This window comes from Pelomonas cellulosilytica (assembly GCF_021353265.1).
Classification (GTDB): Bacteria; Pseudomonadota; Gammaproteobacteria; order Burkholderiales; family Burkholderiaceae_C; genus Pelomonas; species Pelomonas cellulosilytica.
In genome coordinates, this window is the sequence record NZ_JAJTWU010000013.1 from 22,537 (window position 1) to 35,467 (window position 12,931).

12 protein-coding genes are annotated in these 12,931 nt (G+C 66.8%); 5 read left to right on the forward strand and 7 right to left on the reverse strand.

Features of this window, described 5'->3' with window-relative positions:
- Positions 1–172 precede the first annotated feature (172 nt).
- A complete protein-coding gene (locus LXT13_RS25950; protein ID WP_233375225.1) occupies positions 173–667 on the forward strand; it encodes a hypothetical protein in 495 nt (164 codons plus the stop codon).
- 29 nt (positions 668–696) lie between these two features.
- Here the strand turns inward: LXT13_RS25950 and LXT13_RS25955 are convergent, their stop codons facing one another.
- The 5 genes from LXT13_RS25955 to LXT13_RS25975 all read right to left on the reverse strand — a co-directional run bounded on the left by LXT13_RS25955 (position 697) and on the right by LXT13_RS25975 (position 7,191).
- Positions 697–1,263, reverse strand: coding sequence for a hypothetical protein (locus tag LXT13_RS25955; RefSeq protein ID WP_233375226.1), 567 nt, complete (start codon positions 1,261–1,263; stop codon positions 697–699).
- A 2-nt stretch (positions 1,264–1,265) separates the two neighbouring features.
- A complete protein-coding gene (locus LXT13_RS25960; RefSeq protein WP_233375227.1) occupies positions 1,266–1,979 on the reverse strand; it encodes a PEP-CTERM sorting domain-containing protein in 714 nt (237 codons plus the stop codon).
- 580 nt (positions 1,980–2,559) lie between these two features.
- On the reverse strand, positions 2,560–2,973 hold the full coding sequence (locus LXT13_RS25965; RefSeq protein WP_233375228.1) for an HIT family protein: 414 nt from the start codon (positions 2,971–2,973) through the stop codon (positions 2,560–2,562).
- 4 nt (positions 2,974–2,977) lie between these two features.
- Positions 2,978–3,340, reverse strand: a complete 363-nt coding sequence (locus tag LXT13_RS25970) for a 2OG-Fe(II) oxygenase (RefSeq protein ID WP_233375229.1) — start codon at positions 3,338–3,340, stop codon at positions 2,978–2,980.
- On the reverse strand, positions 3,337–7,191 hold the full coding sequence (locus LXT13_RS25975) for a DUF3683 domain-containing protein (protein ID WP_233375230.1): 3,855 nt from the start codon (positions 7,189–7,191) through the stop codon (positions 3,337–3,339). Before LXT13_RS25975 ends, LXT13_RS25970 begins: the two co-directional genes overlap by 4 nt.
- 49 nt (positions 7,192–7,240) lie before the next feature.
- Between LXT13_RS25975 and ugpQ the strand changes: the two genes are divergently transcribed.
- Positions 7,241–7,975, forward strand: coding sequence for a glycerophosphodiester phosphodiesterase (ugpQ, locus tag LXT13_RS25980; RefSeq protein WP_233375231.1), 735 nt, complete (start codon positions 7,241–7,243; stop codon positions 7,973–7,975).
- A 9-nt stretch (positions 7,976–7,984) separates the two neighbouring features.
- On the opposite strand, the gene LXT13_RS25985 is transcribed toward ugpQ, so the two are convergent.
- Positions 7,985–8,428, reverse strand: a complete 444-nt coding sequence (locus LXT13_RS25985; protein ID WP_233375232.1) for a hypothetical protein — start codon at positions 8,426–8,428, stop codon at positions 7,985–7,987.
- A gap of 98 nt (positions 8,429–8,526) precedes the next feature.
- A complete protein-coding gene (locus LXT13_RS25990) occupies positions 8,527–9,909 on the reverse strand; it encodes a histidine-type phosphatase (RefSeq protein WP_233375233.1) in 1,383 nt (460 codons plus the stop codon).
- 409 nt (positions 9,910–10,318) lie between these two features.
- Between LXT13_RS25990 and LXT13_RS25995 the strand changes: the two genes are divergently transcribed.
- The 3 genes from LXT13_RS25995 to LXT13_RS26005 are packed head-to-tail and all read left to right on the forward strand — an operon-like array spanning position 10,319 to position 12,839.
- Complete coding sequence (locus LXT13_RS25995; RefSeq protein ID WP_349254868.1) at positions 10,319–10,708, forward strand: MipA/OmpV family protein; 390 nt, start codon at positions 10,319–10,321, stop codon at positions 10,706–10,708.
- Positions 10,705–11,388, forward strand: coding sequence for a response regulator (locus tag LXT13_RS26000; RefSeq protein WP_233375235.1), 684 nt, complete (start codon positions 10,705–10,707; stop codon positions 11,386–11,388). The genes LXT13_RS25995 and LXT13_RS26000 overlap by 4 nt, the downstream gene beginning before the upstream one ends.
- Positions 11,385–12,839, forward strand: a complete 1,455-nt coding sequence (locus tag LXT13_RS26005) for a sensor histidine kinase (protein ID WP_233375236.1) — start codon at positions 11,385–11,387, stop codon at positions 12,837–12,839. Before LXT13_RS26000 ends, LXT13_RS26005 begins: the two co-directional genes overlap by 4 nt.
- Positions 12,840–12,931 lie beyond the last annotated feature (92 nt).

Here is a 12,931-nt window from a genome sequence, read left to right on the forward strand (position 1 = left end):
CGGCAGCACTGCCGGCCCTTGCAGTTCATCCGCGGTTTCTCGCCGGCCATCGCATGCGGGCCGCAACTCATCGCTTCCCGGTTGGGCCCGCTCGATCGGGCACCTAGTCTGCGAACAAGTCGACGCAATTCAGTGTCCACCCTCGCAACGCAGACCACCCAAGGAGCCCACCATGAACCACTACTCGATCGCCCAACGCACCCCCGCCCTCAACACGCTGTTCGCCGGCGCCGCATGCGCCATCACGCTGGCACTGACCGCTGGCCCCGCACTGGCCGACACGACGACGCTCGAACGCGTCGAGGTACGCGGCCAGATCGTCGAAGCCCCGGTGCGCTACGACGTGCACGCCCAATGCGACCGCATCGACGACCAGCTGGCCGCCGCCCTCGACAGTGCCTGGGCCCGCCAGAGCCTGCCGAGCGATGTGAACGTGCAGTTCGTACTGCAGAACGGCCAGGTTGAAGCGGTCAAGGCACAGGGCCGTTATGGCGTCCTGGCCCGCCAAGTCGCCTCCGCCGTGCGCCATCTGGACTGCGGCACCCAAGCCTCGGCCGATGCGCAGATCTACCGCTTCACGGTCGGCTTCACCGACACGGCTGGCAGCGCCAGCACCGCCCAGGCCGCCCGCCATGTCGGCGTGCGCGTGGCCCGCAGCAACGACTGACCCCGGCCGTCATCAGGGGCGCTGGTGGCTCACGCCGGTTGGCCGTTCGAAGGACGGCGCACCCGGCGCATCAGACCCACGCCCAGACTGCCGGCGGTCATCAACGCCCAGCTCGCCGGCTGCGGCACGGCCGCCAACACGCGAACCTCGCCCGTCGTGTACAGCTGGGACAGATCCAGCTGCGAGCCTGCCGCCAGCTTCAGGCCACTGGTGTCGATGCTCGCGAAGCTGCCCTCCACACTGCCCCAGTCGAGCAGATAGAACTGCATTCCGGGACGCGCGACGAAGTCGTTCCAGGATGCCAGCTTTAATGTGCCGCGCAGCGTCAGCCGGCCCTTCACGACGTACTTGTCGAAGCTGCTGTTCTTCAGCGCCTCGTGACCCGCACACGCCGCCGTGCATGCCGTGATGCCACCGATTTCGGCGAGGTAGACATTGCTGCTGCCGAAGCCCACGTCACCCTCGTTGACGCCGAGCCCCGGGGACGCGCCGAACGACAGCCCTCCCTCGTACAGCCTGCGACCACCGCCGCTGAAGACGGCGCCGGTTCGTTTGAACACCTGACCGAAGAAGGTGCCGGTGCTGCCGGCGCTCACGCTCAGTTCGCCGACAAATCAGTCTCTAGTCCTAAGCGGCACGGCGCCCTTCGCCGCGCCAATACTGCAAAGCCGACGGCGGCTAAACCTCCAACGATCATGGAACCGGTCCCTGGCTCCGGCACCGTCGACGTGATCAACGCGGCCGGAGGGTCTGCGAGCGCCACGGCCATCCAGTCGGCGCGGCTCATGTAAAAGCGCCACGGTGAGGAAACCGAGGCCCCGCCCCCTTGCCAACCGCCGATGAAGCCGAGGCCGGGCGCCTCCAGAGCGACGAGCCAATAGTGCCCCGCCGGAAGGTGCACATTCAAGCCGTCCAGCGAGGTCTTGGAAGTCGGGTCTGTGAGATTCCTGGTGAAGTAGGTAGGCCCCATCGGGAAACCGAAGTCTGGGTCAAAGCCTGGCATGTCACCGACGATAGAAAGGCTGACAGTCCCAGCACCTTCTATCGTCGTAACTACAGAGTCAATCGTGGCCGCAGACGCCAACTCGAAAGCGAGCGCTTGACCGGTGCTCCCAGCGTGCTGATCCCCATCACTCCCAAGACGCCAGGATGCTCCCGTCGCCGTCATGCCAGGACCGGCGAACGTGTTGAGTACGGTGGCGGAATGAACCTCAAAAGCAACAGCAGCAAGCGCCCAGGAAAGCGCGACCTTGCTGAGCACGTCACCCACAATCGCAACGTTCCTAGCCACGTAAGCTGCCGTTTCCAGCATGGCGACCCCAGAAGTGACCCGTGATCAAGTCTAGACCTATCGAAGGCGGTCCAACCATCGCCGCATAGCTGGAGACATACATTCCTAGGGGGAAGGCCATGCTGAAAAAGCTGGGGCGGCAGAGGCCCTGCCCTTCACCCGAGGTTTCGGCAATGTGGGCCCAGTGGGACAAGAAGGCGGGGTCGGCTGCAGCGTAATTTGATGCCGGTCTCGCGACGGCTGCGATGGACGACGCCGCTAGGCTAGCCAGTGCCGCGCCAACGTTTAGCTGAAGAACTTGGTGACAAGCCACAGCAAATGCCAGCATCACTCAAAACGCTTGCGCCTTACGCCTTGCACCCCAATGCGAGCTTCATCAGTCGACGTCCCTGAGAGGTTAGTGCTGCGCACACCCCTCTTGCAAGACCACCCAGGTCGAGCTGAAAGCTGACCAATACCAGCAAGCCGCGACCGAACTCCCCAAGTGTTTGTGCGGGTCTGCGCCGTGCCCCGCCAAGCGCTCTCATGAGTGGGGAGAGGCTCCGTACAACCAATGCCCGCTGGTCAGCCGCTCGCCGAGGACGCGGTATGGAACGGCGCTTCAAGGCGCTGGGCCGATGGACGCCGCCACGCGTGCGTCCACCGCTGCCAGGTCGAGCGCGCGAGGTACGGCGCTGCGTTGCGGCACCGCCCAGATCGGCGCCGGAAACTGGCTGTCGTCAGCAAAGCGCGCGATGACGTGCCAGTGCAGATGCGGCACGACATTGCCGAGCGACGCCAGGTTGATCTTCGTCGGCGCCAGCAGTGCCCGCAGTGCCTGCTCGATCGCCACGACGGCGTCCATGCAGGCCTGGCGGTCTGGCGCCTGCAGGTCGCTGAACTCGGCGACATGGTCGTTCCAGATCAGGCGGTAGAAGGCCGGATGGGCCGGCTCGTCGATGACGCGCACGACGCGGAACTTGGGCGTGCGAACGACGACGAGGCCACCGTCACCGGTGCACAGTGGGCAAGACATAGGTTCAGCCTTTCAGGACCCAGCCGACGGACAGCACGTAGCGGCTGCCGCCCTCCACCCGCGTGACGCTGTGCTCGCAGGCGTCCGGGCGGAAGAACTTGATGCGCCGGCTCTGCCACAACGGCGTGGCGCAGACGAATTCGCCGCCACGCGGCGACGCTTTGAGGACGACGTTGAGCCGGTAATGGCGCCCCGCCTGGACGGGGTCGGTGTGCGGGGGAATCGCGCTGCCCTCGGGATAGCGGATCAGGTAGCTGTCGAACGGCACGGGCCAGCGTGCCGTCAGCAGCAGCATCTTGTCGTACCCCGTTCCCTGGCGCCCGCGCTGCCACCGCCAGGCGGTGCGCAGGTAGCCCGAAAGCGTCACACCAGCACCCTTTCGATGCCGCCGTTGTTGGCCTTGGCCACGTAGTCCGGCATCCAGTTCTCGCCGAGGATCTGGCGGGCCATCTCGACGACGATGTAGTCGGCTTCGAGCAGGCCGTTCTGGAGGTCGTCCTGGTAGCGGCTCAGGCCCTGAAGGCAGCTGGGACAGGAGGTCAGGATCTTGAGGTTGTCTTGCGCGCCCACCTTGCCGCTGTCGCGCAATTGCGCCTCGGTCTTGCGCAGCTCCTCTTCCTTGCGGAAGCGCACCTGAGTCGAGATGTCGGGGCGCGTCACGCCCAGCGTGCCGCTCTCACCGCAGCAGCGCTCGCTCTTCACGACGTTCTCGCCCACCAGCGCCTTGACCGTCTTCATCGGCTCCTGCAGCTTCATCGGCGTGTGGCAGGGGTCGTGGTACAGGTAGCTGGTCTTGGCGCCGAGCGTGATGCCCTTTTCCAGCAGGTACTCGTGGATGTCGATGATCCGGCAGCCCGGGAAGATGTCCTCGAACTTGTAACCCTGCAGCTGGTCATAGCAGGTGCCGCAGCTGACGACGACGGTCTTGATGTCGAGGTAGTTCAGCGTGTTGGCGACGCGGTGGAAGAGCACCCGGTTGTCGGTGATCATCTTCTCGGCCTTGTCGAACTGGCCCGAGCCGCGCTGCGGGTAGCCGCAGCAGAGATACCCCGGCGGCAGGACCGTCTGCACGCCGGCATGCCAGAGCATGGCCTGCGTGGCCAGGCCCACCTGGCTGAAGAGGCGCTCCGAGCCACAGCCCGGGAAATAGAACACCGCCTCGGTCTCGCTCGGCGTGGCCGGCGGCCGGATGATGGGGACGTAGTCCTTGTTCTCGATGTCCAGCAGCGCGCGGGCCGTCTTCTTGGGCAGCCCACCCGGCAGCTTCTTGTTGATGAAGTGGATGACCTGTTCCTTCACCGGCGCCGGGCCCGTGGTGGCTGGCGGCGCGCTCGTCTGCTTGCGGCCGGCAGGCTTGAACAGGTCGACGGCCAGGCGCTGCGCCTTGAAGCCGATGCCGACCATCGCCGAGCGGGCCAGCTTGATCGTCTCGGGGCTCGTGGCATTGAGCATGAACATCGCCGCCGCGTTGCCGGGCCGCCAGGTCTTCTGGCCCATCTTGCGCAGCAGGTTACGCATGTTCATCGTCACATCGCCGAAGTCGATGTTGACGGGGCACGGCTTCTCGCACTTGTGGCAGACCGTGCAGTGGTCGGCCACGTCCTCGAACTCCTGCCAGTGCTTGATGGACACGCCGCGGCGCGTCTGCTCCTCGTACAGGAAGGCTTCCACCAGCAGCGAGGTGGCCAGGATCTTGTTGCGCGGGCTGTAGAGCAGGTTGGCGCGCGGCACATGCGTCGCGCAGACCGGCTTGCACTTGCCGCAGCGCAGGCAGTCCTTGATGGAGTCGCTGATCGCGCCGATGTCGCTCTGCTGCATGATCAGCGACTCGTGCCCCATCAGTCCGAAGGACGGCGTGTAGGCATTGCGCAGGTCGGCCGGCAGCGCGGCATCCTTGAGCAGCTTGCCCTTGTTGAAGCGGCCTTCGGGGTCGACGCGTTTTTTGTAGTCCGTGAAGTTGGCGAGCTCGTCATCGCTGAGGAACTCGATCTTCGTGATGCCAATGCCGTGTTCGCCGGAGATCACGCCGTCCAGTGACCGCGCCAGCTTCATGATGCGCGCCACGGCCTCGTGGGCCGTCTGCAGCATCGCGTAGTTGTCGCTGTTGACGGGGATGTTGGTGTGCACGTTGCCGTCGCCGGCATGCATGTGCAGCGCCACCCACACCCGGCCGCGCAGCACCTCCTGGTGGATGCGCTTGCACTCGGCGAGCAGCGGCTCGAAGGCCGCGCCGCTGAAGATGGTCTGCAGCGGCTTGAGGATCTGCGTCTTCCACGACGCGCGCAGCTCGTGCGTCTGCAGCGGCTCGAAGAAGCCGCTGTCCAGACCGTCCAGCCACTGCTGCCACAGCGCACCGACGTCCCGCAGCAGCGCCAACGCCTGCTGCACGCGGTCCTCGAGCAGCTCGGCGCTCGGAATCTCGCGCGCGTCGTCGCCCTTGCCCAGCGGCAGCTTGCCGGCGGTGAACAGGCCCGTGAGCGCCGTGACCAACTCCAGCTTGTTGCGCAGCGACAGCTCGACGTTGATGCGCTCGATGCCCAGCGTGTACTCGCCCATGCGATGCAGCGGGATCACGACGTCCTCGTTCACCTTGAACGCGTTCGTGTGCTTGCTGATCGCCGCGGTGCGCTTGCGGTCGAGCCAGAACTTCTTGCGCGCATCGGCGCTGACGGCAACAAAACCCTCGCCCGAGCGGCCATTGGCCAGGCGCACAACCTCGCTCGTAGCGCGGGCGACGGCATCCGGATCATCGCCGACGATGTCGCCGATCAGCACCATCTTCGGCAGGCCGCCGCGCTTGCTCTTGGTCGCGTAGCCCACCGCCTTCAGGTAGCGGTCGTCCAGGTGCTCCAGGCCCGCGAGCAGCACGCCGGTGGACGCGACCCCGAACATGTAGTCCTTGATGTCCACGATGCTCGGCACGCAGTCCTTCGGGTTGCCGAAGAACTCCAGGCAGACCGTGCGTGTGTGCGCCGGCATGCGGTGCACGATCCAGCGCGCGCTGGTGATGAGGCCGTCGCAGCCTTCCTTCTGGATGCCGGGCAGGCCGGCTAGGAACTTGTCCGTGACGTCCTTGCCCAGGCCTTCCTTGCGGAACACGCGGCCGGGGATGTCCAGGCGCTCGGTCTTCTCCAGCGTCTTGCCCGAGGCGTCGAAGTAGCGCAGCTCGAAGCTCGCCACCTCCACGTCGTGGATCTTGCCGAGGTTGTGGTTCAGCCGCACGACCTCCAACCATTTAGCCTCGGGCGTCACCATGCGCCAGGACGCCAGGTTGTCCAGCGCCGTACCCCACAGCACGGCCTTCTTGCCGCCGGCATTCATCGCCACGTTGCCGCCGATGCAGCTGGCTTCCGCCGACGTCGGGTCCACGGCGAAGACGAAGCCGTGCTGTTCGGCCAGGTCGGCCACCCGCTGCGTGACGACACCGGCCTCGCTGAAGATCGTCGGCACCTCGCGATCCAGGCCCGGCAGCGACAGCATCTCGACGCCGCGCAGCGCTTCAAGCTTCTCGGTGTTGATGACGGCGCTGTTCCACACCAGCGGCACGGCGCCGCCCGTGTAGCCCGTGCCGCCGCCACGCGGAATGACGGTCAGGCCCAGCTCGAAGCAGGCGCCCACGAGACCCGCCATTTCGGCCTCGGTGTCCGGCGTCAGCACGACGAAGGGGTACTCGACGCGCCAGTCCGTCGCGTCCGTCACATGGGACACGCGGGACAGGCCGTCGAACTTGATGTTGTCCTTGGCGGTGTGGCGGGCCAGCGCCTTGGCGGCGCGCTTGCGCAGCGAAGCCACACGCTCGAACATCGCCGCGAATTCGCCAACCGCCGACTGCGCCGCCTTCAGCAATTCGCCCACGGCGGCATCGCGCTGGGCATCCGCGGACGGGTCGCGGCGCTTCTGCACCTCGGCCAGCCGGTGGTTCAACGCCTCGATCAGCAGCGAGCGCCGGCCGGGGTTGTCCAGCAGGTCGTCCTGCAGGTACGGGTTTCGCTGCACCACCCAGATGTCGCCCAGCACCTCGTACAGCATGCGCGCGGATCGCCCCGTCCGCCGCTCCTGCCGCAATTGCTCCAGCAGCTCCCAGGCGCGAGGGCCGAGCAGGCGGATGACGATCTCGCGGTCGGAGAACGACGTGTAGTTATAGGGAATCTCGCGCAAGCGCGGCGCAGAGTCGGCCGCGACAGCGGCGGCCGGCATCAGGGGATGCGGGGCATTCATAGAGGGCGAGGATCGTATCGCAGGGGGTTTTCCCTTCAGAATCCACGGGATGACGCCCTGGCCCTACCCGTTGTGGCTCGCCCATCGTGGCGCCGGCAAGCTCGCCCCGGAGAACACGCTGGCGGCGTTCCGCCTCGGCGCGCAATTCGGCTACCGAGCCTTCGAATGCGATGTGAAGCTCAGTCGCGACGGCGAAGCCTTTTTGCTGCATGACGACACGCTGGAGCGCACGACCGACGGCCGGGGCTCGCCGTCCGACCGGGCTTGGGCCGACCTCGCGCGGCTGGACGCCGGACATTGGCACAGCCCGCCTTTCACGGCCGAGCCGCTGCCACGCCTGGCGCAGATCGCCGCGTTCTGCCACGCCAACGACTGCGCGCTGAACATCGAGATCAAACCCTGCCCGGGCTTTGAGCGGGTGACGGGCGAGGTCGCCGCGCTGCAGGCCGAGCAGCTGTGGGCCGGACGCAGCGTCTTGCCGCTGCTGAGCTCGTTCAAGCCCGAGGCGCTGGAAGGCGCCCGCGATGCCGCGCCCGCCCTGCCCCGCGCGCTGCTGCTGGACCGGCTGTGGGACGGCTGGCCCGAAACCGCCGAGGCGCTGGGCGTCGTCGCCGTCATCACGAACTGGCGGCTTATGGACCGCGCGCTCATCGAGCGGCTGCATGCGAAGGGCTGGCGGGCGCTGGTCTACACCGTCAACGACGCGCCGGTGGCCGAGCAGCTGATCGCCGAGGGGATCGACGGGATCATCACGGACCGCGTCGACCAGTTCGACCCGCGCTAATCCGCGGCTTCAACCGGCGCCGCTGCACTCGCCGGCGGACAGGTACATCGGCGCGTTCTTCGCTCCGGTTACCGGGTACAGCGTCGCGCGGCCCTGCAGCGTGTCCGTCCACGAGTAGACCAGCGTCGCCATCACCTTGCGCGGCAGCCCGCCCAGCCCGTCCGGGTTCTGAAGCACGGCCGACGACAGCGTTTCACGCTCGATCGTGCGCCGCACGGTGGCCGGCCCCTGGATGCACCGGGCCGGCGCGCCGGCGAAACACAGCAGCAGATAGGGCTTGGCCACGTCCTCGTCACGCAAGATCAGCGACTCGGCCACCGGGGTGGGCCTGGCGGAGCAGCCCTGGCCGACGCGGCATTCCAGCGTCGGCGTGAAAGTACACCCTTCATCGGCCACGCAGTTCGACAGGCCCACCATGCCGAGGCCGCCGAGCACGAACAACTTCCATCTCATCCCGCCACTCCTTTTGCGCCACGAGTCTAGGGACGCAGGCGGTCGCGTGAATCCCCAGGTCGAGTCCAAACGAGCAGGCTTCGGGCGTCACCCCACCGTCAGGGTCGGTCGAGCTCGCGGGCGGTCGGGCGGTAACAGGCCACCAGTGCGGTCACGCGGTAGAAGTGGCTGCCGGGCTTGAGCCGCGCGGCATCGCAGGCGGACTTGAAGTCGGCCTCGGCTTCGTTGAACAGCATGCGCACCAGGCGCTCGCCGCCGTTGGCCTGCCACACCTCCCACTGCACGTTGGCCGCCATGGGGATCACCGTCTCGCTGCGCCACGGGTTGTTGCCGTAGTCATAGGGCTGGCTGAGCGGCTGCGGCTGGTGCACGCCGGCGATACCCAGCGCCGAGACCAGCGGCGAGATGATCTCGGCGTGCGCGAAGCGCAGCACGGCGCCGTCGGCCGTGGCCAGCCGGTCCAGCATGTCATCCAGCAGCTGCGTCGCGATGGCATAGGTCACAGGCCCGGCCTCCAGCAGCCCGGGGCCCTTGCGGTAGAAGTCCTCGGCGTCATCGGCCGCGATGAAAACGGCCGCTGCCGACGCCGGCACATAGTCCGGAAGCTCCCCGCCCAGTTCACGGCGCAATCCGGCCGCAGCGCCGCGCACATCCATCACGTCGCGCGCAGCGGCCAGCGGCTCCGCCACGCCGGCCACGAAGCCCTCTGTATAGAGCGCCGTCAGCACCGCATGCGCCGCCTCTGGCAGGCGCGGGTCGGCGTCGATGCGCTGCTGCTGCTCGGCCAGCACGGGGCCCCGCAGCCATGCCTGGTAGTCCTGGCTGCGTTGCAGCGTGGCACGACGCTCAGGCGAGTCAGCCACGTCGCGCTGTGCATCGAGCTTGTGGAAGTACAGCAGGAACCGGTCGCTGCCCCAGTCCGCCGGCACGCGGGCCCGCGGCGCGGCGCGCTGCAGTTCGGCGGCGAAGCTGCGCGAGCTGTCCACGGCGCGGTCCACACCAGAGCTCAGCACCTGCACTTCAGGCCCCACGGCGAACAGCGTCGGCATCCGCGCGACCATGCGGCGTGCCAGCTGCTCGTGTTCCTCGATCCCCAGCTGGCTCAGGTTGCCGTAGCCCAGCAGGCGCTGGGCGTCGATGAACCGCTTCAGGTCCGCGCCAAAGCGACGGCCGAGCGGCGTCAGCGCTTCGGCGCCCTCGGCCTGCTGCCACAGCCCGAGGGCGGCCTCATCGCTGCCGGGCTTGGTCAGCCCACGGCTGCCATGCCGGGCGACCAGTTCCACGGCCACCGGCGCATACCCCGCCGGCGCGACCTCATAGCGGGCGACGTCCTGGCGCGGTGCATACGGAGTCTTGGAGCCGAGGTTCTGGCCGGCCTGCGCGCCCAGCGACGCCAAGCTCAGCGCGCTCACTGCGCTCAACGCCAGCCAGCCGCCGAAGCGCAACTGCTGACGCACCGTTTGGCCGACGGCCGGTGCCATCGGGCGGGCGCGAATCGGCTCGGGGTGGACGGGCGCTGCCGTCACGTCACAAGGAATTCCCATCCGCCTTCCTGTCTTACTATGTCAATAGAATCAATGCATTATGCGGACCTCTTGATCCTTTGGCTGAGGATCGAAGACGAGCCATGGCTGCCCGATCGTCTGAAGCCGATGACGGTGCCGAGGAGGTCGGCACCTTCTCGTACCTGCTTGTGCAGGACAGCCGCTCGATGAACATGATGTCTCGCCAGGTGCCGCATCCAGCCAGGCTGATCGGGATTAGATGAACGAGTACGCGCCGCTGCCCAGTCCCGAAAGCAGTAGTGCCGAGGGCAGATGATGGCGATTCCTTCAGCGGATCTAAAGGCAGCGCGTTCACAGTGAAGCGGTCTCAGCAGCTTCCGCTTTCATGTTCGTCCCCCGACATCGCGCAATTCCAGCTCTTGCAGCTCTTGCAGCTCTTGCCGCTCATGCCGCTCATGCCGCCTTCAGCCAGACGGCGGCCTCTCTCACGGCTTACGCCTTGAAGGCCCCCAACGGCAAGGGCAGCGGCGGCACGCAAGGCGCGTTGTCCGTGGAGGTTCCCCTGCCCGCTGCCGGCGGTGCCGAGATATCGGTGTCAGACAACCTGAATATCGCCGATCACCGCTATATGCAGGCCGACCTCGGTGTCGATGCCCGCCAGTCACAGAACCCAGGACTCGTCCGCCATGACGTTGGCGGCGGCCTGAAAAGCGCGGGCCTCACACTTGAGGCGTTCCGTGCCCTGTGCCGGCGCCCCGGACCCATGCACACATGAAGCTTCTGCTCGTCGAAGACGACCTCGATCTCGGCAACGGCGTTCGCATTGCGCTGTCCAGCCAGGACATGGAGGTCGTCTGGGTGCGGCGCCTGGTCGACGCCGCCCAGGTGTTGGACTCCACGTTATGCGACCTGGTGCTGCTGGACCTCGGTCTGCCGGACGGCGATGGCCTGACGCTGCTGCGCCGCCTCAGGCGCGAGCGCCAGTCCCTGCCCATCTTGATCCTGACTGCGCGCGACGCCCTCGAAGACCGAGTGCACGGCCTGGACACCGGTGCGGACGACTACCTGGTCAAGCCCTTCGCGCTGGCAGAGCTTCTCTCACGCGTGCGAGCGCTGGTGCGCCGCAGCTATGGTTTCGGGGTCGATGCGATCGAAGTGCGAGGCTTGGTGCTGAATGACTCGACACGCCAGGTGAGCGTGCGGGACCGCGTCGTGGATCTGTCGCGCAGCGAGTACGAGTTGCTGTCCGCCCTGCTCAGGCGCGCGGGTCGGATCGTCACTCGACATGTGCTCGAAGAGCAGGCACTGCCGAGTCAGGTCGGCAGCGAGAGCAACGTGCTGGACGTTCACATGTCCAATCTGCGCCGCAAGATCGGCGATGGCTATATCCGCACGGTGCGCGGGGTGGGCTACGTGATCGACACGGTTGCTCCTGACAAGGCTCGAAGCGCATGAGTCCCAGCCCGGCGCAGCGACATCGCCTGATTGCAGGGCTGGCAACGTGGTTTCAGCCGTCCCTGGTGCGCCGGCTGCTGCTCGCCCAGATGGCGCTGCTGCTGCTGCTTTGGCTGCTCTTCATCGTCCTGTTGATCTATCGGTCTCAGCACGACCAGTCGGAACTGGCCCAGGATCAGCGTTACCACATGATCTTGCGAGTGGCCGACAGCCTGGCAGACCAGCCCGCGCGCCAGCGCGAGAGCCTGAGCGACATTGACCGGTTCCAGCGCGACACCGAAGGTCTTGAAGACGAGCCTCTGATGCGCATGAGCATGCTGGTGCGCCAAGGCGAGACGCTGCTGTTCGTCTCGCCCGGCTTGCCCGCGACCATTCGCAACTCACGGCTCGGCGTGATCGAGAAGCTGCGAGCCGGCGGTGAGCTCTGGCGCGTGCGCTCGCTGGCCTCGCCTCGCTCAGGCATCGTCGTCTCCCTGGTGAAGCCGGCCAATGCGGTCAACGTGCTGCTGACCTTCACCTCACGGGGATTTGTGCTGCTGCCCTTGCTGATCAGCCTGCCGTTCCTGGCCATTCCGGCCTGGCTGTCGCTGCGCCTGGCGCTGCGGCCTTTGAGCCGGGTAACGCAGGAGATCGCCGCTCGCGGGCCGCGGGACCTGCGTGCATTGGGCGTCAAGCCCAAGCACCGAGAACTCCAGCCTTTGGTCCACAACTTGAACGCGTTGCTACAGCGGGTGCGCGACAGCGTCAAACGTGAACGCGAATTCATCGCTGACGCCGCCCACGAACTCCGAACACCGCTGGCCGCGATGCGAATCAACGTTGAGGCCCTGAAAGGCACGACTGGGGACGGGCCTCGTCAGGAACTTCTGGACGGCATGGTCCGCAGCGGCGACCGCGCTTCACGCGTGGTGGGCCAGCTCCTATCGTTGATGCGCGCCGACCAGTCCTCAGCACCGGCCACGCCTCGCCTGGCTCTCGTGCCCCTGCTGCAGGACCGGCTGGCCCTGCTGTCTGGCCTCGCGACGGCGCGGGGGGTCGAGCTGGATCTGCAAGTGCAAGCTGACGGCGAGGCCGTCGGCGACTACGAGACCGTCGCGGCCATGCTCGACAACTTGATCGAGAACGCCATCAAATACAGTCCCGATGGGGGCTGCGTTTTCATCGACGTGAAGAGTCAGGGCGGTTGCACTGTGCTGAGCGTGTCCGACCAGGGCCCCGGCATTCCGCCCGAGCTGCGCAAACGGGTATTCGATCGCTTCTACCGCGTGCCTGACCAGGTACAGACCGGCAGCGGCCTTGGCCTGGCCATCGTGAAGTCAGCCGTTGAACGCCATCACGGCGACATCGAACTTGCTGACGCCCAAGACGGGCACGGCTTGCGGGTGACCGTGACCTTGCCGTCGCCCACTGCGGGCACTTCGGCGCTGTCCAGCCGGCAACCTCGTGCCTGAGCCCGTTGTCGCAGTCTTGCGACGACGAGGAAGGCGACCCCGTCTGGACACAGCGCAGATCCGAGGCAGCCGTCCTTCATCACGCGAACTGT